Source organism: Amycolatopsis sp. NPDC006125 (assembly GCF_040614195.1).
Lineage (GTDB): Bacteria > Actinomycetota > Actinomycetes > Mycobacteriales > Pseudonocardiaceae > Amycolatopsis_E > Amycolatopsis_E tucumanensis.
In genome coordinates this window covers 46,090-71,032 of record NZ_JBEXTZ010000012.1, presented here as the reverse complement: position 1 = coordinate 71,032, position 24,943 = coordinate 46,090, and the positions used below count along the sequence as shown (strand labels likewise).

Genomic DNA, 24,943 nt, shown 5'->3' with positions numbered 1-24,943 from the left:
GGGACCACCTGCGGCCGAAGCAGGACCAGGCGGCGGAAGACCCGCCGAACGGCACCACCGAGCACCACCGCCGGGCAGCGCGCACGCCCGCGGACAACGAAGCCAAGCAGCCCCGCCAGCCAAAGCAGCGGAAGACCCGGACAGCAAAGCCATCCCCCCACCAGTAGCCGAGGGACGGAGAGCAAGGCCCTCCCACCACACCCACAGCCGAGGGACGAACAGCACAGCCCTCCCACCACGCCCACAGCGGAGGGACGCATCCCGCATCACCAGTCGCCGAGGCCCGAAGAGCAAAGCCACCCACCGCACCCATAGCCGATCGATCGATCGATCGCCTAAGCTCCTCCCATGACCTCGGTGGACCTCGAGATCGACGAAGGCGTCGCGCACATCTGGCTCAACCGGCCGGACCGCCTGAACGCCGTCGCGCCCGAACTTGTCGACGACCTGCTCACCGCGCTGGACCGGACGACCGGCACCAAAGCCGTCGTGCTCGGCGGGCGGGGGCGGGCCTTCTGCGCGGGCCACGACCTGAAGGAAAACCCCCAGGGCGACTCCCGTACACGCATCGAGCGCCTTCAGGAAGTCACCCGCCGGCTGCGCACCATCCCGCAGCCGGTCATCGCCGCCGTGCATGGGTACGCCATCGGCGCCGGGGCGGAGTTCGCGCTCGGCTGTGACCTCGTGCTCGCCGCCGAGGACGCCGTCTTCGCGTTCCCCGAGGCGAGCCTCGGCCTCAGCGTCACCGGCGCCGCGTCCCGCCTCCTGCCCCTCATCGTCGGGCCCCTCAAGGCGAAAGAGCTCCTCCTCCTCGGCGAGCGCGTCGACGCCCGCACCGCCCACGAGCTCGGCCTCGTCAACGCCGTCGTGCCGGACGTGCACGAGACGGCGCGCGACTGGGCCCGCCGCATCCCCGCCCACCCGGCCACCACCCTCGCCAAGCGCGCCCTCGACGCGGGCATCGACAGCGCCCTCGAACAGGCCCTCGAACTCGAGGTCAGCCACGCCCTGATCACCGAGCACCTGCCCGGCAACGCACTCGGCAGCCGCGCATGATCCCCGACGACCTGGTCGCCCTCACGAAACGCGCCGCGCGGAACTGGCCGGACAAAACCGCGTGGCTCTTCGACGAGACGGGCACCCGCTTCACCTTCGCCGACATCGACCGCGAAACCGACCGCCTCGCCGGCAGCCTCGCCGCGCTCGGCGTCAACCCCGGCGACCGCGTCGCCGTCATGCTCCGCAACGAGCCCGCCTTCCCCCTGCTCTGGCTCGCCCTCGCCAAACGCGGCGCCGTCCTCGTCCCCGTCAACACCAACTACCGCGAACTCGACGGCGCCCACGTCATCCGCCACTCCGGCGCCCGCCTCGCCATCGCCGCGCCGGAGTTCACCGACCTGCTCACCCGCATCGGCATCACCACCCGCACCCCGGACGACCTGCCCGCCGGCACGCCGCCCGAACACCACCCGGCCGCCGAGGCGCCCACCAACATCCAGTACACCTCCGGCACCACCGGCGCCCCCAAGGGCTGCGTCCTGCCGCACCGCTACTGGACCACCCTCGCCCGCAGCCTCGTCGACGACTTCCCCCACCTCACCGACGACGACACGATCCTCACCGCCCAGCCGTTCCACTACATTGATCCACAGTGGAACGTCGCGGCCGGCCTCGCCGCGGGCGCGACGCTCGTCGTGCTCGACCGCTTCCACCCCAGCACCTTCTGGGCGAAGGTCCGCGAACACGGCGTCACCTGGTTCTACTGCCTCGGCCTGATGCCGACGCTCCTGCTGCGCCAGCCGGAGCACCCGGACGACAAGAACCACCGCGTCCGCTCGGTCATGGCCTCGGCCATCCCCCGCGACCGGCACGCCGAACTCGAAGCCAGGTGGGGCGTGCCCTGGTACGAGGCGTTCGGCATGACCGAAACGGGCGGCGACATCCGCGACCGCCCCGAGGACCACCGGCCGGGCAGCGGCAGCATCGGCCGCCCCATCCGGGAGCGCGAGGTGGTGATCGCCGACGACGACGGCAAGCCGGTGCCCCGCGGCCGGACCGGGGAGCTGCTCATCCGCGGCGTCGGCCTCATGCACGGCTACCACGACGACCCCGAGGCGACCGCCCGCGCCTTCCGCGGCGGCTGGTTCCACACCGGCGACCTGGCCACAATGGACGCCGAGGGCCGGGTCCACTACGTGGGCCGCACGAAGGACATGATCCGCCGCAGCGGCGAGAACATCTCGGCCGACGAGGTCGAGCGCGCGCTCCTGCTGCACCCCGCCGTCGCGCTGGCGGCCGTCATCGCGGTGCCCGACGACCTGCGCGGGGAAGAAGTCAAAGCCTTCATCGTGCCTGCGAAGGACACCACCCCGGACGAGCTGGCCGAACACTGCGCGTCCCAGCTGGCCTACTTCAAGGTCCCGCGCTACTGGTCGCTCACCGCGGACCTGCCGCGCACCCCGTCGGAACGCATCGCGAAGGGCAAGCTCGCCGCCCTCGACACCCCGACCTACGACCGGGTGGCGGGCACATGGCTCTGACCACCGAGCAGCGCGTCCGCCGCGCCGCGGTCAAGCTGTTCGCCGCCAAGGGGTTCCACGGCACCGGCATCCGCGACCTGGCCCAGGCCGCCAAGATCTCCAGCGCGAGCCTCTACCACTACATGGGCACCAAGGAGGACCTGCTCGTCGACATCATGCGGGAGTGCCTCGACCGGCTCCTGCTGGCCGCGCGCCGGGCCCTGGACACCGTCGACGACCCGGCCGACGCGCTGTCCGCCCTGGTCACGCTGCACGTCATGGCCCACGCCGCCCAGCCGGACGAGACCCGCGTGGTGGACAACGAGGTCAGCGCCCTGTCCCGGGCCCCGCGGCGGCGGATCGTGGCGCTGCGGGACCAGTACGAGGCCATCTGGGCGGACACCATCGACAAGGGTGTCTCGGCGGGCGTGTTCGACGCCCCCGAACCGGCCGTGACCAGGCTCGCCCTGCTGGAGATGTGCACCGGCGTCGCCCGCTGGTACTCACCACGGGGTCCACTGCCGCTGGACCGCCTCGCCGCCCGATATGCCCAGCTCGCGCTGCGCATGCTGGGAAGCCCGGCGCTCCTCGGCGGCGACGGCGCCGAACGGGCACGCGAGGTCGCCGCTGAGGTGTGGCGCATACGGCCCTAGCTGGGGTCTTGCCGACTCGGCCGGGCTGAGGGACCCTCGAAGGGTGACTGAGCGAACGATCCAACTGGAATTGGATGAGCAGGGTCTCGCACTGGGCCTCCCTGCACCGTCCCACCCTCAGGATCATGTACACGATGTGCCCTACCGCCCCGTCCAGTTCCGTGACGACGACCTGCCCACCGCGCTCGAGCGCTGTGCGCACTGGCTCAGGTCGGCACAGGAGTGGCTGGGCGAGCCGGTGGATGTGGTCTCCATCCACCTCGACTACGACGACCGCGAAGGCGCGCCGTACTACGACCTGAAGCTCCTCTGCAACGAGGAGGACCTGGCCGGGGCGCCGCGCGCACTGCGGGACGCCGCCAACGAATCCTGAGTCAGTTGTCAGATCCCTCGGGGCCGCCTCCGGAACTTTCCGGGGGCGGCCCTGAGGGTTGTTCTCAACCCAGCGCGCCGCCGACCTTGACGTGCCCCTTCAACAGGTTCCGGGCGATGGTGCGGCGCTGGATCTCGTCCGTGCCCTCGTAGATGCGCAGCAGGCGCAGCTCGCGGTACCACCGCTCGATCGGCAGCTCCCGCGTGTAACCCATGCCACCGTGGATCTGCAGCACGCGGTCGACGATCTCGTTGGCCTTGATGCCGCCGTACAGCTTCGCGATCGACTGCGCGTGGCGGGAGTCCATTCCGGAATCGACCTGCCAGGCCGCGTGCAGCACCAGCCAGCGCAGCGCTTCCAGCTCCACACCGGAGTCCGCGATCATCCACTGGATGGCCTGCCGGGTCGCGATCGGCGCCCCGAACGTCTCACGCGTGTTGGCGTGCTCGATCGCCATCGAAATCAGCCGCTCGCAGGACCCGATCGCGCGAGCCGGCAGCAGGTAGCGGCCGCGGCCGATCCACTGCATCGCCAGCGCGAAGCCCTGGCCCTCCTCGCCGAGGATCTGGCTCTCCGGGACGCGCACGTTGTCGAACACCAGCGACGCCGGGCCCCACTCGCCCATGGTGTCGATCGGCTCGGACTTCCAGCCCATGTCGCGGTCGACGAGGAAGCAGGTGACGCCGCCGCCCGCCCCCTTCTCCGGGTCGGTCACGGCGAACACCATCACGAAGTCGGCCTCGTTGCCGCCGGTGATGAACGTCTTCTCGCCGTTGATGATCCAGTCCGCGCCGTCCTTGCGAGCCGAGGTGCGGATGTTCTTCGCGTCGGAGCCGGCGCCCGGCTCGGTGATCGCGAAGCACGACTTGCGCTCGCCGGAGATCGTCGGGAGCAGGTAGCGCTCCTTCTGCTCCTCGTTGGCGTGGAACAGGATGTTGTCCGCCGCGCCGCCGAAGCGGAAGGGCACGAAGGTGCGGCCGAGTTCGGCCTCCAGCAGCGCGGTCATCACGGCCGACAGGCCCATGCCGCCGTACTCCTCCGGGGTCTGCACGCCCCAGAAGCCGGACTCCTTCGCCTTGAGCTGCAGCGCGGTCAGCTCGTCCGAGGTGAGGCCGGGTTCGCCGCGGCGTTCGCGGCGCAGCACCTCCTGTTCGAGCGGCATCAGCTCACGCTGCACGAACGTGCGCACCCAGTCGCGCACTTCCCGCTCTTCGGTGCTCAAGCTGAAGTCCATCGTCGGCCCTCCTACTAAGCGCTTGCTTACCTGTCAGGCTAGCGCACGCGGCTCGTTCCCGGAATGGCGTTCGGCGAGGAACCCACGCAGCGCGGCCGTGACCCGGTCCGGCCGTTCGACCGGCGGGAGGTGACCGGTGTCCGGCAGGTCGAGCCGCCGAGCTCCGGCGATACCCGCGCTGAGCAGGCCGGACACCTCCTGGATCTCCGGCACGTCGAGGAGGCCGTTGACCACCAGCGTGGGCGCCACCACCTCGGCCAGCCGGCCGGCCGGGCCCGGTTCCAAATGGCGTTCGGTCCGCTGCGGCCCGCTCCAGGTCCGCTGGAAGACGCCGCGGAGCATGTCGAGGACGAGTTCGGACGGTTCCGGCACCAGGAACCGCGCCTGGGCCAGCGCCATCGCCTCGACGTCGGCCGGGTCGGGCGCCCGGGTCCGCGCCGCGTAGGCGCGCAGCCGCTCGGCCGGCACCGCGCTGTGCACCTCGCGCGCGGCGCGGGCGCGCATCGACTCCGGCCACTCACGGCCGGACAGCCCCGAGCAGATCAGCACCAGCCCGCTGACCCGGTCGGGCGCCGCGAGCGCGGCCTCCAGCGCGTACGACCCACCCATCGAGCAGCCGACCAGGGCCGCCCGGCCGACGCCGAGCGCGTCCATCAGCCCGAGGAGGTCCTCGTAGTGGCAATGGTCGCCGACGGCGTCGCTGGAGTCGCCGAAGCCGCGCTGGTCGTAGCGGATCACCCGGTGGGTGTCGGCGAGCCCGTCGAACTGGGCGGCCCACATGCGCCGGTCGGCCGCTCCGGCGTGCACAAAGACCACCGGCGAGCCCGCGCCGGCCTCGTCGTAGGCCAGGTCTGCCCCGTTGACGTGAACCAGGTTCATGACGGCCAACGTAGGAGGATCATCCGCTGTTCGCGCCCGTGTTCGCGCACCGCGTAGGTTTGGGGGCGTGATCGAGTGTGCGGTGTGGTGGGCGGTGCCGCTGCCGAACGAGCCCGGGTACCTCGACCTGCTGGACGACGTGGAGCGCGGACGGCACGCCGGCTACCGCAAGGAGATCGACCAGCGGCGGTTCCTCACCGGGCGGGTGCTGGCCAAGACGGTCGCCGCCGAGCTGCTCGGTCGCGCGCCCCACGAGGTGTCCTTCGACGCGACCTGCGACGACTGCGGCAAGCCCCACGGCAGGCCGCGGGTGCCAGGCGCCGGGTTCGACCTGTCCATCTCGCACTCCGGCGAGCGGATCGGGGTGGCCGTGACCAGCGGCGTTCCGGTGGGCCTGGACGTCGAGACGGCCACCCGCCGCGCCGAGGACTCGCTGATCGCCTACGCGCTGAACGAGACGGAGGTCGCCGCGCTGGACGGCCTGACCGGCGCCGAGCGGGTGGCCGCGTTCTTCCGGTACTGGACCGGCAAGGAGGCGCTGATGAAGGCCACCGGGCGCGGGCTGCGGATCCCACTGCAGAGCATCACGCTGGCCGGTCCGGACGAACCGCCCCGGCTGCTCTCCTCGACCGACCCGGCATTGGACCCGGCGCGCGCCCGGCTGGCCGACCTGGACCCGGGCGAGGGCTACCGGGCGGCGATCGCCGTGCTGAGCGACGACGAGTTGAAGGTCACCGAGCGCTGGTGGAGCCCTACAGCTCCAACCCCATAGCGCGCAGCAGCGTCTGGAACTTCGCGGACGTCTCGTCCAGCTCGGCCTTCGGGTCGGACGCGGGCACGATCCCCCCGCCGGCGTACAGCCGCAGCCGCGACGAGGACACCTCGGCGCAGCGGATCGACACCGCCCACTCGCCGTCGCCGTTGGCGTCCATCCAACCGACGGTTCCGGCGTAGTACCCGCGGTCGAACGGCTCCAGCTCGCCGACCAGCTGCCGCGCGTCCTCGGTGGGCGAGCCGCAGATGGCGGGCGTCGGGTGCAGCGCGCCGGCCAGGTGCAGCGCCGTCACGTCCGGGTCGGTCAGCTCGCCCGTCACCATGGTGCTCAGGTGCCACATTGTGGGCGTCGACACGAGTGAGGGGGTCCGCGGCACGTGCAGGTCGCGGCAGAACGGCCGCAGCGTCTCGACGATCGCCTCGGTCAGGACCGCGTGCTCGACGTGGTCCTTGCGCGAGGCGGCCAGCCGTTCGGCGTTCTCCCGGTCGGTGGCCGGGTCGGCCGAGCGCGGCGCGGACCCGGCGTGCGGGTGCGACACGACGCGACGGCCGCTGCGGGACAGCAGCAGCTCCGGCGTCGCGCCGATGAGGGACCGCCCGCCGGGCAGGGCCGCGGCGAACGTGTAGCCGTGCGGGTTGTCCTTGACCAGGTTGTGCAGCACGGCCTTGACCGGCACCTCGCCGGAGAACTCCAGGTCGAGGGCACGCGCGAGCACGACCTTGCGCATACCGCGATCGGACAGGGCCCGGACGGCACGGGCGACCGCCTCCGCGTGGTCGACCGGTTCGGGCACGGCCCGGACGACGTCCGGACCGTCGACGGCCATCCGCGGCAGGTCAGCGGCCGCGGGGTGCGCCGGGGCGGCCACCTGGACCGCCTCGGGCACGACGAGGTGCCCGGGCGTCGCGGTGGTGTCGAAGGGCAGGACACCGACCGCGAGCGACCCCGGGGTCCCGGCCAGAGCGGCCGGGACCGCGTCACCGAGTGCCGGCACGTCGGTGCCGGTGAAGGTCAGCCGGGAGCCGGACCCGAAGATCGTGTGCCGTGAGGTGGCGAAGTAGAAGTCGCCTGGCGTGTACTCCTCGAGCGTCTCCCTGGCATCCACACCCCCATTGTGCTCCCGCTCAGGCGGCGGCGAGCGGAAGTGTCACGGGCGCAACACTTCGCCGCCGACCTGCGGAAACGGTTACTTGAGGGCGTCGATCAGCGCCGCGCGCTGGCGCTCGCCGAGTCCGCCGGCCCGCCGGTCCGGGTCGATCCCGGCCTTCTCCAGCAGCGCGGCGACCTTGACGGCGCCGAGCCCGGGAACCGCCTTCAGCAGCTGGGTGACCTTGGTCTTGCCGATCGTCTTGTCGTCCTTGGCCTTCGACAGCACCGTGTCGATCGACTGCTGACCGGACTTGATCGACGCGAGCAGCTCGGAGCGAGCCTTCCGGGCCTCGGCCGCCTTGGCCAGGGCCTCCGCACGCTGCTCCGGGGTCAACGTGGGCAGAGCCAACGTAGTAGTCCTTCCGTGTGTCGGATATCCGCTCTCGCGGCGACGGCTGGCACCCAGCGAGGTGCTTGCTCGTGCAAGCGCTGGCCAGGCCGTCTGGTCCACGCGCCCAGTAAACGCCACCTGGGCTGATGCCGCGACACCGACACGCGAGGAAACCCCCGGTCGGGGCGGGGGCGATCAGTCCTGGCAACAGGCGGTCTCTTCCACTTAGAGTGACCGCAACACGTTCAACGCCGAACTTCACCGCGCGGGAGTGCCCATGCTGAGCACGATGCAGGACGGACAGCTTTCCCTTGCCAACCTGCTGCAACACGGAAGCCGGGTGCATGCCACCAGTCAGGTGACGACCTGGACCGACCAGGGGCCCCGCCGCGAGTCGTACGCGGATCTGGGTCGTAACGCTGCGCGACTGGCGAATGCGCTCCGTAGTCTGGGTGTCACCGGCGATCAGCGGGTCGGCACGTTCATGTGGAACAACGCCGAGCACCTGGCGGCCTACTTCGCGATCCCCGCGATGGGCGCCGTGCTGCACACCCTCAACATCCGGCTGTTCCCCGAGCAGCTGACCTTCGTCGCGAACCACGCCGAGGACCACGTCGTGATCGTGGACGGCTCGCTCGTCCCGCTGCTGGCCAAGCAGCTGCCGGAGCTGAAGACCGTCCGGCACGTGATCGTGGCCAACGGCGACCCGGCGACGCTGCAGGCCCCGGACGGCGTCGAGGTGCACTCCTACGACGCGCTGCTGGCCGAACAGCCGGACACCTTCGACTGGCCGGAGATCGACGAGCGCTCCGCGGCCGCGATGTGCTACACGTCGGGCACGACCGGTGACCCGAAGGGCGTCGTCTACTCGCACCGCTCGATCTGGCTGCACTCGATGCAGGTCTGCATGACCGACAGCATGCAGCTCTCGCCCGCCGACAACGCGCTGGTCATCGTGCCGATGTTCCACGCGATGTCGTGGGGCCTGCCGTACGCGGCGTTCATGGTCGGCGCCTCGCTGGTCATGCCGGACCGGTTCCTGCAGCCAGGCCCGCTCGCGCAGATCCTCGCCTCGGAGAAGCCGACGTTCGCCGGCGCGGTCCCGACGATCTGGCAGGGCCTGCTGCAGCAGCTGGAGGCCCAGCCGCAGGACATCTCGCACCTGCGTGAGGTGGTCGTCGGCGGGTCGGCGTGCCCGCCCGCGCTGATGCACACCTTCGAGGAGCGCTACGGCGTGCCGATCCTGCACGCGTGGGGCATGACCGAGACGTCCCCGCTGGGCAGCGTGGCTCGTCCGCCCGCGGGCGCGACCGGCGAGGAGGCCTGGAAGTACCGCTACACGCAGGGCCGCTTCCCCGCGTCGGTGCGCGCGCGGCTCATCGACGACAACGGCAACGAGCAGCCGTGGGACAACGAGAGCGTGGGCGAGCTGGAGGTCGCCGGGCCGTGGATCGCCGGCGCCTACCACGGCGGCGCGGACCCGGAGAAGTTCCACGACGGCTGGCTGCGCACCGGTGACGTGGGCAAGATCAGCCCGGACGGTTACCTGACCCTGACCGACCGCGCGAAGGACGTCATCAAGTCCGGCGGCGAGTGGATCTCCTCGGTCGATCTGGAGAACACGGTGATGAGCCACCCGGCGGTCGCCGAGGCCGCGGTGGTCGGCGTGCCGGACGAGAAGTGGGACGAGCGGCCGCTGGTCGCGGTCGTGGTCCGGGAGGGCCAGAGCGTGACCGCCGAGGAGCTGCGTGAGTTCCTGGCCGACAAGGTCGCGAAGTGGCAGCTGCCGGAGCACTGGACGTTCATCGACGAGGTGCCCAAGACCAGCGTCGGCAAGTTCGACAAGAAGCGGCTGCGGGCCTTCCACTCGCAGGGCAAGCTGGACGTGACGCACTTCTGACGTTCACCGGGAGGCCACCCGCGTCTGCTTCGATGCGGGTGGCCTTCGCACATCTGGGGGATGCATGGGAATCAGCAGGCGGCACGTGCTGGCGGCGACCGGTGCGGCCGGGCTCGGGCTCGTCGTCGGCGCACCGTCGGCGCAGGCGATCGACCGGGCGCTGCGGGAAAGCAGCCGGCGCGCGGTCGGCACGGCCGGCACCACGCTGGAGAGCGTGGCCACCCCGCTGGACGGCGCCGCGGCGTACACGCGACTGACCGGCGGACCGGGCTGGCCGCTGGTGGTGCGCGAGGACCTGGCGGCGGGCAAGGCGGGCCGGGACGACCGGCGCACGGCGCTCACCGCGTTCGTCCAGTTCACCGACCTGCACATCACCGACTCCGAATCGCCGGCGCGGTTCGAGTACCTGCACCCGCTGATCGGGTCCGCCCACCGTCCACAGGAGACACTGGGTTCGGTGGCCACGGCCGCGCTCGTGGACCGGGTGAACAGCCTGCGGCAGGGGCCGTTCACCGGGCGGCCGCTGGACTTCGTGATGACCACCGGCGACAACACGGACAACCACGAGCACCTCGAACTCGGCTGGTTCCTGGGCGTGCTCAACGGCGGCGAGGTCACCCCGAACTCCGGCGACCCGGGCGCCTACGAGGGCGTGCAGGCCTCCGGCGACCCGCTGTACTGGAACCCGGACCGCCGCCTGGACGGCGACTGGTCGGCGTTCCCGGTGCTGCCCGGCATCCTGACCGCAGGCACGCGCACGTTCACGTCGGCGGGACTCGACGTGCCCTGGTACTGCACGTTCGGCAACCACGACGACAGCATCGTCGGCAGCCTGCCCGACCTGCCAGGGATGGCGCACTGGTACACCGGCCGCTACAAGGTGATCGGCAAGGACTCCGGGACCGCGGAGAAGCTGGCGCGGGCCATCCGGACACCGGGCGCGAGCGTGCCGGTCACCGAGCTGTTCGGCGGCAGCGGCACGATCCGTGAGATCACGCCGGACGAGCGGCGACGGCCGTTCACCACCGCCGAGTTCGTGCAGGCGCACCTCGACCCCGCCAACACCGGGCCCGGCCCGGAAGGCCACGGCTTCACCGGCGGCAACGCCGACGGCGTGGACGTCTACTACACGTTCCGCATCGCCCCGGGCATCACCGGCATCAGCCTCGACACCACCACGCTCGCCGGGTTCGCGGACGGTTCGATCGGGCTCGGGCAGTACCTGTGGGTCGAGCGGACGCTCAAGCGCGGCAGCTCGGTCCACTACGACTTCTGGGGCAACCGCGTCACCCGCCCGGTCACCGACGAGCTGTTCATCCTGTTCAGCCACCACACCTCGGACACGATGGGCAACGTCCTGCCCGACGCCCGCCACCCGCTGGAGCCGCGCCTGACCGGGGACGCGTTCGTCGCGCTCCTGCACCGGTTCCCGAACGTGCTCGCGTGGGTCAACGGGCACACGCACGAAAACCGCATCACGCCGCGGCCGGGCGCGACCCCCGAGCAGGGGTTCTGGGAGATCAACACCGCGTCCCACGTCGACTTCCCGCAGCACGCGCGGGTGATCGAGGTGGCGGACAACGCCGACGGCACGTTGTCGCTGTTCACCACCCTGATCGAGGCGCAGGCGCCGTACTCGGCCGACTACGGCGACACCTCGCCGTCCGCGCTGGCGTCGCTGTACCGGGAGCTGTCGTTCAACGACCTGCACGCCGACCCGGCCCGCACCGGCGCGGCGGCCGACCACAACACGGAGTTGTTGCTGGTCCACCCCTTGCGGTAGGAACGGATCATGACTCAGCTCGACGAGGCCGGGACGGCGTTGTTCCACCAGTCGATGCCGTTCTCCGAGCGGCTCGGCATCGAGGTCCTGGAGCACTCGAAGGACGTCGTGCGGGCGCGGCTCGCCTGGGACGCCACCCTCTGCACGATCGGCGGCGTGCTGCACGGCGGCGCCCTGATGGCGCTGGCCGACTCGACCGGCGCGGTGTGCGCGTTCCTCAACCTGCCCGAAGGCGCGCAGGGCACCTCGACCATCGAGTCGAAGACGAACTTCCTGCGCGGGGTGCGCGAGGGGCACGTGACCGCGACCGCCCGCCCGCTGCACGCGGGCCGCAAGGTGATCGTGGTGGAGACCGAGCTGCACGACGACGCGGGCAAGCTGGTCGCGAAGGTGACGCAGTCGCAATCAGTCCTTTGACTGGTTTACACCACCGGCGGCGGCGGGGAGAATTCCCGGATGACCCGCGCCCTGCTCGCCGTGCTGGCCGCCGCCATGATGGCGACGGTGACCGTGCAACCCGCGTCCGCCGCCCCCGGCCGGGCCGACGAGGCCGTCGACTACCACGAGTGGACGCCGGCAGGCCCGTTCGCGCCCGCAGGCACCGAGTCGTACGAGGGCCGGGACTACGAGCGGGCACAGTGGACCTCGCCGTTCCACGCGCCCGGGTTCGACGCGACCGAGCTGATCGCGTCGTGGAACGCGCAGACGCCGCCGGGCACCTGGATCCAGGTCGAGGCGCAGGCGCGCACCGCGACGGGCGCGGAGACCGCGTGGTACGTGATGGGCCGGTGGGCCGCGGGCGACGGTGACATCAAGCGGACGAGCGTGGACGGCCAGGACGACGCGCACGCGCAGGTCTCGGTCGACACGCTCGTGATGAAGCCCGGCGTGCTGCTGCGCTCGTACCGGCTGCGGGTCTCGCTCTACCGCGCGCCCGGCACGCGCGCCACGGCCACGGTGGGCGCGGTCGGCGCGATGACGTCCAACGTGCCGGACCGGTTCGAGGTGCCGGTTTCCCGGCCGGGCAAGGCCTCCGGCATCGAGCTGCCGGTCCCGGCGTACGCGCAGAACATCCACAAGGGACACTTCCCGGAGTACGGCGGCGGCGGGGAGAGCTGGTGCAGCCCGACCTCCACCGAGATGGTCGTCGAGTACTGGGGCAGGCGGCCGCGCGAGGAGGACATGACCTGGATCCCGGCCGACTACCCGGACCGGACGGTCGACTACGCGGCCCGGCACACCTACGACCACTCCTACGAGGGCACCGGCAACTGGCCGTTCAACACCGCGTACGCGGCGACCTTCGGCCTGCGCGGGCACGTCACGCGCCTGCACTCGCTGACCGAGCTGGAGGACTACATCGCCCGGGGCGTCCCGGTGATCACGTCCCAGTCGTTCCGGGCCGACGAACTGGACGGCGCGGGTTACGGCACCGCGGGGCACATCATGGTCGTCGTCGGGTTCACGGCGGACGGCGACGTCATCGCCAACGACCCGGCCGCGAACAGCAACGCGAACGTGCGCACGATCTACCCGCGGGCCCAGTTCGAGAACATCTGGCAGCGCACCAAGCGGCACACCGAGGACGGCTCCGCCGCGAGCGGCCCCGGCGGCGTCGTCTACCTGATCACCCCGTGACGCCGCGAACGGGGACATCGAGGTCAGAGCGCTTACTGGTAACTGGTGAACCCGTTCGGGTCACGGCGGTGACCTCGTCCGCGATCGTCTAATATCGCCCGCCTACAAAAGGCACCGCGCCTCACACCGGATTTCCCGATACCCTCGGTACCGGTGGGGGCAACGAACCACGAGGCATGGTGGTCAACAATGGCGGCAACGGGCTGCAGTGCGACAGATGGACGATGAGAGTCGCGCTGTGATCGGCGAGGCCCGGCCCTCCAGCGCGCTCGCGAACGCCCGCGGACGTCCCACGGCGGCACGCGTGTCCGACGACGTCCTGCTCGACGCGGCGCGCCGGTGCGTCCTCGCCTCCGGGCTGCGGCGCACCACGCTGGCCGAGATCGCGCGCACGGCGAAGGTCAGCCGGATGACGCTCTACCGGCGGTTCCCGGACGTGCGCAGCGTGCTGTCCGCGCTGATGACCCGCGAGTTCGGCGCGCTGCTGCACCAGGCGACGGTGAGCGGGGCCGACGCCCCGACCGCCCGCGCGCGCCTGGTGCGCAGTTCGGTGACCGCGGTGCGGCTGCTCAACGCAGATCCGCTCATGCGCACGGTCCTCGACGTCGACACCGCGCTGGTGGTGCCCTACGTCCTGGAACGGCTCGGCGGCACCCAGCGGCTCGGCGAGAAGTTCATCGTCGCGCTGCTGGAGGCCGGGCACCGGGACGGCTCGATCCGGCGCGCGGCCACGGCCGTGCAGGCGCGGTCGGTCCTGCTCGTGGTGCAGTCGTTCGTGCTGTCGCTGCGGCCGGCCACCGCGGACGTCGCGGCCGAGGCGCTGCTCGGCGAACTGGCCCACCACCTCAACGCGGCGCTGCGGCCGCTGTGACCCCAGGGATGCCCGCACCGGCACTGAAAATTGACCGGTTGTCCAAACGCTACGGATCGGTGGTTGCCCTCGACGGGATCTCCTTCGAGGTCGCGCCGGGCGAGCTGTTCGGGTTCGTCGGCAGCAACGGCGCCGGCAAGACCACGACGATGCGCATCGTGCTGGGCGTGCTCGCGGCGGACAGCGGCGCGGTGCGGTTCGGCGGGGAGCCGGTCACGCACGCCACCCGGACGCGCATCGGGTACATGCCGGAGGAACGGGGCCTGTACCCGAAGATGCGGGTGCTCGACCAGCTCGTGTACCTCGCCGAGCTGCACGGGCTGGACAACACGCGGGCGCACCAGGCGGCGGAGGGCTGGATCGAGCGGCTCGGGCTGCGTGAGCGGCGCCGGGACGAGGTGCAGAAGCTCAGCCTCGGCAACCAGCAGCGGGTGCAGCTGGCGGCCGCGCTCGTGCACGACCCGGCGGTGCTGGTGCTGGACGAGCCGTTCTCCGGGCTGGACCCGATCGCGGTCGACGTGATGAGCGAGGTGCTGCGCGAGAAGGCGGCGACCGGGGTGCCGGTGGTGTTCTCCAGCCACCAGCTGGATCTGGTCGAGCGACTGTGCGACCGCGTCGGGATCATCCAAAAGGGACGGATGGTGGCGTGCGGGACGGTGGCGGAGCTGACTTCCGCGGCGCTGCTGGTCGTGTCCGCGCCGGACGCGCCGTGCGGCTGGGCCGGGCAGCTGCCCGGGGTGCGGGTGGTGGCCGACGAGCCGGGGCGGACCGTGCTGGAGCTGGATCCCGGGGTGGACGACCAGCGGGTGCTGGCGGCCGCGCTCGCGACGGGCGTGGTGCGAGAATTCCGGTGGCGGCGGCCGAGCCTGGCCGAGCTGTTCCGGAACGTGGTCACGGGGAGCGGGGAATGACGGTCTCACCCATCAAGGGTGTCGTCCTGGTCGCGCGGCGGGAGCTGAACACCCGCCTGCGCACGCGGTCGTTCGTGGTCGGGACCTTGGTGATCCTGCTGGTGATCGGCGGGTACCTGCTGCTGCAGGCGACGCTGATCAAGGGCGCGGACACGTCGAAGGTCGGGCTGACCGGGCAGGCCACGGCCGTCGCGGAGCAGCTGCGGGAGGCGGCCGAGGCGGCAGGCGCGCACGTCGAGACGGTGCCGGTGGCGAACCCGGAGCAGGGCGAGCAACAGGTGCGCGACGGCGACCTGGACGCGCTGGTGTCCGGCAGCGCGGCCGATCTGCGCGTGGTGGTGAAGGCGGAGCTGGACCAGCAGCTGCGGGCGTTGCTGAACGGGATCGCGCAGCAGCAGGTGCTGAACGCGAAGCTGCTGGAGGCCGACCTCGATCCGGCGCAGGTGATGCGCGAGGTGGGGCAAGCGCAGGTCCGGCTGACCGAGCTGGAGCCCCGCGACGCCGACAGCGGCCAGCGGCTCGCGATCGGGCTGGTGATCGTGTTCCTGATGTTCTTCGGCATCCAGGCCTACGGCGGCATGGTCGCGCAGGGCGTGGTCGAGGAGAAGGCCAGCCGGGTCGTGGAGATCCTGCTGTCGACGCTGCGGCCGTGGCAGCTGATGCTGGGCAAGGTGATCGGGCTCGGGCTGGTCGGCCTGGTGCAGCTGTTGATCCTGGCGGTGGCCGGGCTCGCGATGGCCGTCGGCAGCGGTGCCGTGACGCTGGGCGGGGTCGCGATCGGCACGGTCGCCTGGGGGCTGCTGTGGTACCTGCTGGGCTTCTTCCTGTACGCGACGGTCTACGCCGCGGCCGGCTCGCTGGTGTCGCGGCAGGAGGACACCGCGTCCGTGGTGACTCCCGTGAGCATGACGCTGATGGTCGGGTTCGTGGCCGGGTTCAACGTGCTGATCCAGGACCCGGATTCCACGGGCGCTCAGGTGCTGTCGCTGATCCCGGTGTTCTCGCCGATCCTGATGCCGGGCCGGATCGCCGCCGGGGTGGCCGCGTCGTGGGAGGTGGCGGCGGCGCTGGCGCTGACCGTCGTGTTCGGTGCGCTGCTGACCTGGGTGAGCGGCCGGGTGTACCGCAACGCGGTGCTGCACACCGGCAGCCGCGTGCGGTTGCGCACGGCGCTGCGGATGTAGGTTCTGTTTCATGAGCGGCGGAGCCGCTTGCGGTGGGCCGTCAGGCAGGTCACGTCCAAAACACACCCTAGGCGCCGAACTCCAAATTGAGGATCCCGGCGAGGTCGCGCAGGCAGTCCTCGAACACCGGCTCCAGGTCGGAGTAGGCGAAGTCGAGCTGGTGCAGCACTTCCATGCACAGCAGGCCGTACAGCCGGATCCAGCAGGACAGGAAGACGTGCGCGGCCGCGGGCGGCAGCTGTCCGTCGATGGCGGCCGAGTAGGCGGTCAGCTGCTCGCGCAGTGACGCGGGCAGCTCGGCCAGGTCGGGCACCGGGAACGGCCGGGTCCGCCACTGCTCGGCCACCAGGTCCAGCAGCACCTGCTCGAACCGCTGCCCGGCCTGGTGGCGCGGCGACTCCCGGTCGGACGGCGGGATCGGGCTGGCGAAGATCCACCCGAACTCGGCCGGGTGCGCGATCGCCCAGGCCCGCATGCCCCGGCAGGCCGCGAGGATCCGCTCGCCGGCCGGGGCGTCCGCGCGGGCGTCCCTGGCCTCCTCCATGGCCGTGGTCAGCTCGCGGAAGAAGTCGGCGGTCACCGCACTGACCAGCTCCTCGTGACCGGCGTAGTAGTGGTACAGCGCCGGGCCGCTCATGCCCACCTTCCGGGCGACCGCGTTGATCGTCACCGCGGACGACCCCTGCTCGACCAGCAGCGCGCGTGCCGCCGCGTGGATCTCCGCCAGCGTGGACCGGCGCAGCTTCTCCCGCCTACTGCTCGTGCCTGCGGGCATCGTCACCCCTCTCGTCACTCCGTTGACATCCTAGAGCATCTATGTTTACTTAATGGCTCTAAGCCAACTTAGAAGCGATAAGGAGAACCGATGAACTGGTGGTGGGCGGCGGTCGCGTTCGTGCTGCTGACGACGGCCGTGTGGTGGCGCAGGTCCAGGACCGTGCACCTGCGGCGGGCGGAGTCCGGGCGGTGAAGGCGACCATCGTGGGCGGCGGCATCGGCGGGCTGGCCGCGGCCGTCGCCTTCCACCGGCGCGGCTGGCAGGTCGAGGTGCTGGAACGGGCGCCCGAGTTCTCGGAGATCGGCGCGGGACTGTCGATCCAGCCCAACGGTCTCCGCGCGCTGGACGAGATCGGGCTCGGCGACGCGGTGCGCGCCGGCGGACTGGCGGACCCGCCCGCGGGCATCCGCCGCGCGGACGGGAACTGGCTGGTCCGCAACGACGTCGGCGACCTGCGGCGCCGGTTCGGGCCGTGGGTGGTCGTGCACCGCGCCGCGCTGGTCGACCTGCTCGTCGCGGCCCTGCCGGCCGACGCACTGCGGCCCGGCGCCGAGGTGCACACCGTGCGCGCCGACGGTTCAGTAGTCCACAGTGGAGGAACCTCGACCGCGGATGTGGTGGTGGGCGCAGATGGCGTGCGCAGCGTGACGCGGCGGTCGCTCTGGCCGGACCACCCCGGGCCGCGCTACGTCGGGTACACCACCTGGCGGTTCCTCGCCCCGCCGCACCCGGTGGACGGGAGCGTGGAGATCTGGGGCCGCGGCGAGCGGTTCGGGCACGTGCCGATGCCCGACGGCCGCGTCTACTGCTACCTGATGGCGAACGCCGAGGCCGGCTCCCGCACCGGCCTGGCCGCGCTGCGCGACCGGTTCGCGCACTGGCACGCGCCGGTTCCCGCGCTGCTGGACTCGGTTTCGGCCGACGCAGTCCTGCAGCACGACACGCACGAGCTGCCGGAACTGCCCACGTTCGTCCGCGGCCGGGTCGCGCTCCTCGGCGACGCCGCGCACGCCATGACCCCCAACCTCGGGCAGGGCGCGTGCCAGGCGCTCGAAGACGCGGTCACCCTCGCGACCACAGTGGACAGTCGGGGCGTCGGCGCGGGACTGGCCGAGTACGACCGGATCCGGCGGCCGCGCACGCGGATGATCGTGCGCCGTTCCCGGCAAGCCGGCGCGCCCGCGCACTGGGCGGCTCCGCTGGCGGCGGTGCGTGACGTGGCTCTGCCGCGGCTGCCGGCGGCGCTCTTCGGGCGCTCCATCACGCCCGCCTACACCTGGGAGCCGGCCCGATGACCCTCCCCCGCGTCCTGATCGCCGTGGTCGGTGTGGTCACCACGGTCAGCGCCGTGCTCGCCGACCTGGTCATCCCCGGCCTGGCGGCGCAACACGCGTTCAACCCGGCCTGGCCACCGCACGCCAAGTTCCACGACGCCCAGTACCTGGTCATGACGGTGCTGCTCGGCGTCATCGGCTTGGTGCTCGCGCGCCGGAACACGCGCGGCGGGTTGTGGTGCGCCGCCGCCGTCCTGGCCACGCCCTGGCTCGGCATGGTCGGCGCGCTCGCCTTCCCCGGCACCGCCACGCACGACCCGGAGTTCGCCGACCGGACGCTGTTCGTGCTCGGGATGCACGGGCAGGTCTTCCTGGCGATCGTCCTGCTCCTGGTCTTACTCGCCGCGACCGTCCTCGCGGCACGCGCCGAGCCGGCTAGGTGATGGCGTTGAAGCGGTCCAGCGCGACCTTGCGTTCCTGCGCGTGGTCGACCATCGGGGCCGGGTAGTCCTTCGGCGGGCGCGGCAGCTTCCACGGCTGGTGCACGGCCTTGCCGGGGATCTCACGCAGCTCCGGGACGTACTTGCGCACGTAGGCGCCGTCCGGGTCGAACTTCTCGCCCTGGGTGGTGGGGTTGAAGACGCGGAAGAACGGCGCCGGGTCGGTGCCGGTGCCCGCGACCCACTGCCAGTTCAGCTGGTTGGACGCCAGGTCGCCGTCCACGAGGTGGTTCATGAAGTGCCGGGCGCCCAGCCACCACGGCTGGTGCAGGTCCTTGACCAGGAAGCTCGCGACGATCATCCGGACGCGGTTGTGCATCCAGCCCTCGGCGAGCAGCTGCCGCATCCCCGCGTCGACGATCGGGTACCCGGTGCGTCCGTCGCGCCAGCGGTCGAAGGACTCCTGGTCGGTGTCGTACTCCAGTTTGTCGAAGCGCTCGTCGTAGTTCTCGCGCGCGGTTTCCGGGCGGTGGTGGAGCACGTCGGCGTAGAACTCGCGCCAGGCCAGCTCGCTGCGCAGCGATTCGGCGTCCTTGCCGTGCCGCGTGTCGAGGTCGGCCAAGAGGGTGCGCGGGTGGATGCAGCCCCAGCGCAGGTACGGCGAGAGGCGCGTGGTGGCCGGCCGGTCCGGGCGGTCGCGGTCGGTCGCGTAGCCGTCCAAGCCGCCGTCGAGGAACTTCTCCCACACCTCGTGCGCGGCGGCTTCACCCGGTCGCGGCAGGGTCATCGAACCGAGGTCGGGTTTCTCGGGGAGGCGGAAGGGTTTCTCCGGCTCGATCCAGTCCACTGTGGAGCCGGGGGCGGGGGCACGCCGGCCGTGCCGGCACCAGGCGCGGTAGAACGCGCTGAAGACCCGGTAGGGCTCGCCGTCGGGTTTCGTGATGCGCCCCGGGGTGACCGCGTAGGGCGAACCGCACTCCACCCACTCGATCTCCCCCAGCGCGGCGGCCACCGCCCGGTCGCGGCGGCTCCCGTACGGCGCTGTGTCGGTGCTGACGTGCACGCTTTCCGCACCGATCGACCGCGCCACCCGGGGCACCTCGCGCACCGGATCGCCGCGCACCACCATCAACCGCCCGTCCAGGCTCTCCGCCAGCGCCTCCAGGCACCCGTACAGGAACGCCTGCCGTGGCTTGCCCGCCGGTTTCAACAGCGCGTCGTCGAGCACGTACAGCGCGAGCACCCGTGAGGCGCGTGCGCTCGCGCTCACCAGCGCGGGCAGATCGGCGAGCCGCAAATCGCGCCGAAACCATAACAAGGCGGTACTCACGGCCTCCGACTCTAGGCGATCCGGGGTAATCCGGCTCAGCGACTACTCGATCGGGAACGCCGGTGACCCTGCGTACGTCTAGATCATGTGCGGCAGACACCGGAGAACCCCGTGTTCGAGGGCGCCCATGCCCTGGTCGACCTCGTCCGGACGCTGTACCGGCGCCCGGGTCTGAGCAGGCGGGACCCGGAGCTGCGCATCCGCGGCGACGTGCCGCTCCCCTTGGTCTGCCTGCTGCGCAAGCCGGGCTCGGCGAAGTTCCTGCCGCGGCTGGGCGCTCAGCTGGACGTCGAACTCCGGCAGGTCCCGCACGCCTACCTCGACGCGAACGCGGTGCGCAACCCGGCGGTCCTGCCGCTGCTGGAGGAGCTGCACGACCGCCTCGGCGCGGACGCGTTCGGCCGCGGTCACCTCAAGCACTTCGACCACTACCGGCTCGCGACCTGGCTGACCGAGCGCTCCCTGCCACGCGCGGAGGGCAAGGGCGACCGGCCGATCGTGCGGCTGCTGCGCGACTGGACCGGGCAGCGCGGGCCGGGTGGCGCGGACGCGGCGGTCGACCACGTGCCGGCCGGTGGGTGGAGCAAGGTCGCGCTGAGCGTGCTGTGGTGGATCCTGCGGTACTTCGGGTTCCGGTGGGGCCGTCACCGCGTGCCCGGGCTTGGCCGGGAGAGCCGCTGGTTCATGCGCCAGCCGTTCATGGTCCCGCGCCACTCGGCGGACTTCCTCGGGTTCGCCGAGCGCCTGACCCGGGACCGGCTCGGGTCGGAGAACCCCGAGCAGCTCAAGAAACTGCTCGTGCACGCGTTCCTGCAGGATCTGCGCGAGGCGTACCGCCGACGGAAGCTGCGGTTCCTGCCGCGGCGGCGGGGCTGGCGGCGCACGGCGTACGTGACCGTACTGCTCGACAACGTCACCGAGGCCAACGGCGGCTGGGAACTGCTCCGGCTGATCAACGAGGTGCGCAACGAAACGGGCGACCTGGACCCGCTGCTGATCATCACCGCGAGCGATGAACGCCCGCCGCCGGCCGCGGAGTCGGTCGCGGGGGCCGAGCCGGCCGCCCGCGCCACCCGGGCGTGGTCGACGTGGAAGCACCGGCTGCCGGGCCGGCGGCAGATGCTGGCCGGCGACGCGCGGTACCTGTTCATCGACCTGCCCAAGCCGTCGGTGGCGATCACCCCGGAGGACGCCGGCGTGTGGGAGGACCGGCAGGCCGGGCCGGTCACGCCGCCGTGGATCGCGCGTCGCGGGGTGCTCGAACTGGCTGTGGCGGCGCTGTTGGTGGTGAGCCTCGCGCCGACCGCGGTGCAGGTGAACGAGTACTGGGGCGCGCACTGCTCGTTCTTCCGGGCGGGGTTGTCCTCGGGCGTGGCCACGAAGGTCTCGGACGGGCAGTGCGTCGGCTACAGCGACAACGCGCGCCAGGTCTTCGGCGAGAACGAACGTCTGCGGCAGGCGCAGTTGCTGGTGTTCGCGGAGAACGCCAAGGCCGAGGAACTGCACCGCGCCAATCCGGGACGCGCGTACGTGAGCCTGGTGTACCTGGCGGGGCTGACGAACAACGAGCACTCGCCGGCGACCGCCCACGCCGTCGCCGAGGAGCTGGAAGGCGTGGTGATCCGGCAGCGTGAGCAGAACGACCCGTCGTCGAGCGTGAAGCCGCTGCTGCGGGTGGTCGTGGCCAACGGCGGGACCGGGATGTCGGCCGCGGACGTGGTGACCCGGGACATGCTGGTCCCGTTGATCGAGGGCGATCCGCGGATCCTCGGGGTGCTCGGGTTCGACCGGAGCGTCGCGCAGACCGAGCAGGCGATCGCGGAGCTGGGTGCGCACGGGATTTCGGCGCTGGGCACGACGTTGACGGCGGTGGGGCTGGCGGAGCGGTCGCCGCTGTACTTCCAGCTGGTGCCGGACAACACCCAGCAGGCCGAGTTGCTGGCCGGGTACGCGCGGTACGTGGGTGCGCCGAAGGTGACGATCTACCACCCGCCGCTGGATCCGGGGAACAGCTATGTGAGCACGCTGGTCGAGGTGGTGCGGCAGCGGTTGGCCGGGATCGAGGTGGCGAGCCAGGGCTGGACCACGAGTGTCGGGTCGTTGCCGTCACTGTGCCGGGATTCGGCCGATCGGAGCAGCGAAATCGTGTTCTACGCGGGGCGGGAGACCGAGTTCGGTGATTTCCTGCGCACGGTGCGGAGCAATTGTGCCGAGCCGCGGAAACTGCCGCGAATCGTCGCTGACGACGCGGTGTCGCGGTTCGTGGCGCACGCGCCGGACCGGAACCGCAGCGAGCTGAACGGGATTCCCGTCTCCTACGTCGGGATGGGCAGCCCGGTGGTGCTCGGCGGGCAGGCGTGCGTGGACGGACGGCCCGGGGCGCTGCCCGGTGGCGGGCCCGCGCTGGACGCGTTCTGCGCCGGCTACGCCGATCTGTTGCGGGACTTGCGGAAGCTGCCCCCGGAGGAGGCGCCGACGACGCCGTGGGCCGGGGAGCGGGTGGGCGGCCTCTACGACGCGGCCGGGTTCTTCCTGGACGCGGCCCGGCGGTTGCCGCTCCTCGGGGGTGGCGCGGGGGCTTCCGGCGCTTCGGGCGCTTCCGTTGCGGTGGCCCCGAACCGGGCGGCGGTGGCGCAGCAGTTCCGCGAGATGACCTTCCAGGGCGCGACCGGGGAGATCAGTTTCGCAAGGTCCCGGATCGCGAACGACCGGAGCCTGGCGATCCTGACGATCGCGAACATCTCCCGGCTCGATGGCCCGGAAGGGGTGCCCACGTGCGCATACCTGGTGGGCAAGCTGTACAGCGAAAACGAGCCCCGCGAAGCGAATGGGTGCCCGGTGGCGGGGTGAGGGGTTCTTTTCCGGGGGGTAGCTCGGGTTGGGGCGGGGCGCTCAGGTTGGGGCGGGGTGCTCGGGTTGGCGGGGTCGAGTTGGCGAGTGGCGGGCTGCTCGGTTGGCGGGGTACTCGATTGGCCCGGTGCCCGCGCTGGCGGGGTACCCGGAAGGGGGTTGGGGCGGGCTGCTCGGTTGGCCGGGTGTCCCGGGCGGCGGGGTGCCCGCTTGGCGGGTTGGCGACATGGCAGCCGCGTGCTGGCGCGGCGGGTTGGAGACATGGCAGCCGCGTGCCGGGGTGGCAGGTGGGCGACATGGCAAGGGCGTGCCGACGTGGCGGGGCGTCGCAGCGAGGTGCTGGGTTGGCGGGGCGGCTCGATTGGCGGCGTGCGCGCGTTTCTCTGGTTGGCGGGTTACACGGATGTGCTCCAGCGGGCACGGCTCGGGACCCTGCGCGCGGTGTCCGGCGGCCACTCGCAGCCGTACCAAACGAACTCGCGCGAGAGCACCACTCACACGAGATGGCCACCGGTAGCCGCATCAATGGGCCAACCGCGCCAATACGCCTCCCCGGAAAACAAGAACGGCGCGCCCCGCCAGGGACGCGCCGTCAGGGAACGCAGCAGAGTCAGCGTTCGGAGATCGCGGTGTACTCGCGCTCCTTCTCGCCGATGTAGATCTGCCTCGGGCGGCCGATCTTCGTCTGCGGGTCGTTGATCATCTCGCGCCAGTGCGCGATCCAGCCGGGCAGCCGGCCGAGCGCGAACAGCACCGTGAAGAACTGCGTCGGGAACCCGAGCGCGCGGTAGATCAACCCGGTGTAGAAGTCGACGTTCGGGTAGAGCTTGCGCTCGATGAAGTAGTCGTCCGAGAGCGCGGTCTCCTCGAGGCGCTTCGCGATGTCCAGGAGCTCGTCGTTCGGCGCGAGCTTGCCCAGGATCTGGTCCGCGGTGCGCTTGATGATCTTGGCGCGCGGGTCGTAGTTCTTGTACACCCGGTGGCCGAAGCCCATCAGGCGCACGCCCTTTTCCTTGTTCTTCACGCGGTTGACGAAGTTCGCCACGTCACCGCCCTCGGCCTTGATGCCGTTCAGCATCTCCAGCACCGCACTGTTGGCGCCACCGTGCAGCGGCCCGAACAGCGCCATGATCCCGGCCGAAATGCTCGCGAACAGGTTGGCCTCGGACGAACCGACCAGCCGCACCGTCGACGTGGAGCAGTTCTGCTCGTGGTCGGCGTGCAGGATGAACAGCAGGTCCAGCGCCTTGGCGACCTCGGGGTCGACCTCGTACGGCTCGGCGGGCAGGCCGAACGTCATCCGCAGGAAGTTCTCCACCAGGCCCAGCGAGTTGTCCGGGTACAGGAACGGCTGGCCGATGGACTTCTTGTAGGCGTACGCCGCCAGCGTCGGCACCTTGGCCAGCAGCCGGACGGTGGACAGCTCCACGTTCGGTTCGTCGAACGGGTTGAGCGAGTCCTGGTAGAAGGTGGACAGCGCGGACACCGCCGAGGACAGCACCGGCATCGGGTGCGCGTCACGCGGGAAGCCGTCGAAGAAGCGCTTGAGGTCCTCGTGCAGCAGGGTGTGCCGGTTGATCTTCTGGGTGAAGTCGTCCAGCTGCGCCTGGGTCGGCAGGTTGCCGTAGATCAGCAGGTAGGAGACCTCGAGGAAGCTGGAGCGCTCGGCCAGCTGCTCGATGGGGTAGCCGCGGTAGCGGAGGATCCCCGCGTCACCGTCGATGTAGGTGATGGCCGAGGAACACGACCCGGTGTTGACGAACCCCGGGTCGTACGTGATGTACCCGGTCGACGCCAGCAGCTTCCCCAGCTCGATGCCGGGAGCACCCTCGACGGCATTGACAACCTTCAGCTCGTGCTCGCCAGTCGGTAGGCGCAGCGATACGGTGCCGCCACCGGTCGCCGCAGTCGCGTCGGACATGCAGGTCGTCCCTCTCACGGTCACACGGGCCGGCAGCTCCTGCAGGTCACACAGGCAGCTTCGTGAACGCGCGTGACCGGAAATCGTCCGCGCACACCGCCCCGCTGGGGTATTAATTCTCCCATTACGCTAGTCGAACAACGGGCCTTC

At 71.3% G+C, this 24,943-nt stretch carries 22 protein-coding genes; 15 read left to right on the top strand and 7 right to left on the bottom strand.

Annotation, left to right across the window (positions count from 1 at the left end; all coding sequences use genetic code 11):
• Positions 1-348: 348 nt before the first annotated feature.
• Genes ABZ193_RS09120 through ABZ193_RS09105 form a run of 4 tightly spaced genes read left to right on the top strand, consistent with a single transcriptional unit; the run spans position 349 to position 3,545 of the window.
• Positions 349-1,056: an enoyl-CoA hydratase/isomerase family protein gene (locus ABZ193_RS09120; RefSeq protein WP_020416834.1), complete on the top strand. Its 708-nt coding sequence runs from the start codon at positions 349-351 to the stop codon at positions 1,054-1,056.
• Positions 1,053-2,540: an AMP-binding protein gene (locus ABZ193_RS09115; RefSeq protein WP_020416835.1), complete on the top strand. Its 1,488-nt coding sequence runs from the start codon at positions 1,053-1,055 to the stop codon at positions 2,538-2,540. Before ABZ193_RS09120 ends, ABZ193_RS09115 begins: the two co-directional genes overlap by 4 nt.
• A complete protein-coding gene (locus tag ABZ193_RS09110) occupies positions 2,531-3,172 on the top strand; it encodes a TetR/AcrR family transcriptional regulator (protein WP_020416836.1) in 642 nt (213 codons plus the stop codon). The genes ABZ193_RS09115 and ABZ193_RS09110 overlap by 10 nt, the downstream gene beginning before the upstream one ends.
• A 43-nt stretch (positions 3,173-3,215) precedes the next feature.
• Complete coding sequence (locus ABZ193_RS09105) at positions 3,216-3,545, top strand: hypothetical protein (RefSeq protein WP_026153533.1); 330 nt, start codon at positions 3,216-3,218, stop codon at positions 3,543-3,545.
• Positions 3,546-3,609: 64 nt separating this feature from the next.
• Here the strand turns inward: ABZ193_RS09105 and ABZ193_RS09100 are convergent, their stop codons facing one another.
• Positions 3,610-4,779 carry an acyl-CoA dehydrogenase family protein gene (locus ABZ193_RS09100; protein ID WP_020416837.1) on the bottom strand — a complete coding sequence of 390 codons (1,170 nt, stop codon included), beginning with the start codon at positions 4,777-4,779 and terminating at the stop codon, positions 3,610-3,612.
• A gap of 33 nt (positions 4,780-4,812) precedes the next feature.
• Positions 4,813-5,658 carry an alpha/beta hydrolase gene (locus ABZ193_RS09095; protein ID WP_020416838.1) on the bottom strand — a complete coding sequence of 282 codons (846 nt, stop codon included), beginning with the start codon at positions 5,656-5,658 and terminating at the stop codon, positions 4,813-4,815.
• 67 nt (positions 5,659-5,725) lie between these two features.
• On the opposite strand from ABZ193_RS09095, the gene ABZ193_RS09090 reads away from it, so the two are divergent.
• Entirely contained in the window at positions 5,726-6,430 is a 705-nt protein-coding gene (locus ABZ193_RS09090; RefSeq protein WP_020416839.1) for a 4'-phosphopantetheinyl transferase superfamily protein, read from the top strand.
• On the opposite strand, the gene ABZ193_RS09085 is transcribed toward ABZ193_RS09090, so the two are convergent.
• Together ABZ193_RS09085 and mihF are read right to left on the bottom strand one after the other, a co-directional pair.
• Positions 6,411-7,538, bottom strand: a complete 1,128-nt coding sequence (locus ABZ193_RS09085; protein WP_354709477.1) for an isochorismate synthase — start codon at positions 7,536-7,538, stop codon at positions 6,411-6,413. The genes ABZ193_RS09090 and ABZ193_RS09085 overlap by 20 nt on opposite strands.
• Before the next feature lie 81 nt (positions 7,539-7,619).
• On the bottom strand, positions 7,620-7,931 hold the full coding sequence (mihF, locus tag ABZ193_RS09080; protein WP_026153534.1) for an integration host factor, actinobacterial type: 312 nt from the start codon (positions 7,929-7,931) through the stop codon (positions 7,620-7,622).
• Between the two features lie 259 nt (positions 7,932-8,190).
• Between mihF and ABZ193_RS09075 the strand changes: the two genes are divergently transcribed.
• The 7 genes from ABZ193_RS09075 to ABZ193_RS09045 all read left to right on the top strand — a co-directional run bounded on the left by ABZ193_RS09075 (position 8,191) and on the right by ABZ193_RS09045 (position 16,200).
• Positions 8,191-9,813 carry a long-chain fatty acid--CoA ligase gene (locus tag ABZ193_RS09075; RefSeq protein ID WP_354709476.1) on the top strand — a complete coding sequence of 541 codons (1,623 nt, stop codon included), beginning with the start codon at positions 8,191-8,193 and terminating at the stop codon, positions 9,811-9,813.
• A gap of 64 nt (positions 9,814-9,877) precedes the next feature.
• Entirely contained in the window at positions 9,878-11,596 is a 1,719-nt protein-coding gene (locus tag ABZ193_RS09070) for a TIGR03767 family metallophosphoesterase (protein WP_354709474.1), read from the top strand.
• A 9-nt stretch (positions 11,597-11,605) separates the two neighbouring features.
• Entirely contained in the window at positions 11,606-12,013 is a 408-nt protein-coding gene (locus ABZ193_RS09065) for a PaaI family thioesterase (protein ID WP_020416843.1), read from the top strand.
• Positions 12,014-12,052: 39 nt separating this feature from the next.
• The gene (locus ABZ193_RS09060; RefSeq protein WP_354709473.1) at positions 12,053-13,234 is read left to right on the top strand and encodes a C39 family peptidase; all 1,182 of its coding nucleotides are present in this window, start codon (positions 12,053-12,055) and stop codon (positions 13,232-13,234) included.
• A 217-nt stretch (positions 13,235-13,451) separates the two neighbouring features.
• A complete protein-coding gene (locus ABZ193_RS09055; RefSeq protein WP_027935681.1) occupies positions 13,452-14,105 on the top strand; it encodes a TetR/AcrR family transcriptional regulator in 654 nt (217 codons plus the stop codon).
• 8 nt (positions 14,106-14,113) lie between these two features.
• The gene (locus ABZ193_RS09050; RefSeq protein ID WP_354709471.1) at positions 14,114-15,016 is read left to right on the top strand and encodes an ATP-binding cassette domain-containing protein; all 903 of its coding nucleotides are present in this window, start codon (positions 14,114-14,116) and stop codon (positions 15,014-15,016) included.
• Positions 15,013-16,200: an ABC transporter permease gene (locus ABZ193_RS09045; protein WP_020416847.1), complete on the top strand. Its 1,188-nt coding sequence runs from the start codon at positions 15,013-15,015 to the stop codon at positions 16,198-16,200. Before ABZ193_RS09050 ends, ABZ193_RS09045 begins: the two co-directional genes overlap by 4 nt.
• Before the next feature lie 67 nt (positions 16,201-16,267).
• Here ABZ193_RS09045 and ABZ193_RS09040 read toward each other — a convergent pair whose 3' ends face one another.
• Positions 16,268-16,975, bottom strand: a complete 708-nt coding sequence (locus ABZ193_RS09040) for a TetR/AcrR family transcriptional regulator (RefSeq protein ID WP_354709470.1) — start codon at positions 16,973-16,975, stop codon at positions 16,268-16,270.
• Positions 16,976-17,166: 191 nt separating this feature from the next.
• On the opposite strand from ABZ193_RS09040, the gene ABZ193_RS09035 reads away from it, so the two are divergent.
• Both ABZ193_RS09035 and ABZ193_RS09030 read left to right on the top strand, forming a co-directional pair.
• Positions 17,167-18,273 carry an FAD-dependent monooxygenase gene (locus ABZ193_RS09035; RefSeq protein WP_354709468.1) on the top strand — a complete coding sequence of 369 codons (1,107 nt, stop codon included), beginning with the start codon at positions 17,167-17,169 and terminating at the stop codon, positions 18,271-18,273.
• Entirely contained in the window at positions 18,270-18,695 is a 426-nt protein-coding gene (locus ABZ193_RS09030; protein ID WP_020416851.1) for a DUF6640 family protein, read from the top strand. The genes ABZ193_RS09035 and ABZ193_RS09030 overlap by 4 nt, the downstream gene beginning before the upstream one ends.
• Here the strand turns inward: ABZ193_RS09030 and ABZ193_RS09025 are convergent.
• Entirely contained in the window at positions 18,688-20,010 is a 1,323-nt protein-coding gene (locus tag ABZ193_RS09025; RefSeq protein WP_354709466.1) for a deoxyribodipyrimidine photo-lyase, read from the bottom strand. The two genes, ABZ193_RS09030 and ABZ193_RS09025, sit on opposite strands and share 8 nt — an antisense overlap.
• A 123-nt stretch (positions 20,011-20,133) precedes the next feature.
• On the opposite strand from ABZ193_RS09025, the gene ABZ193_RS09020 reads away from it, so the two are divergent.
• Positions 20,134-22,872 (top strand): hypothetical protein, encoded by a 2,739-nt coding sequence (locus ABZ193_RS09020; protein ID WP_354709465.1) that lies wholly within the window; start codon positions 20,134-20,136, stop codon positions 22,870-22,872.
• Positions 22,873-23,482: 610 nt separating this feature from the next.
• Here the strand turns inward: ABZ193_RS09020 and ABZ193_RS09015 are convergent.
• Positions 23,483-24,793, bottom strand: a complete 1,311-nt coding sequence (locus ABZ193_RS09015; protein WP_020416854.1) for a citrate synthase — start codon at positions 24,791-24,793, stop codon at positions 23,483-23,485.
• Positions 24,794-24,943: the final 150 nt, after the last annotated feature.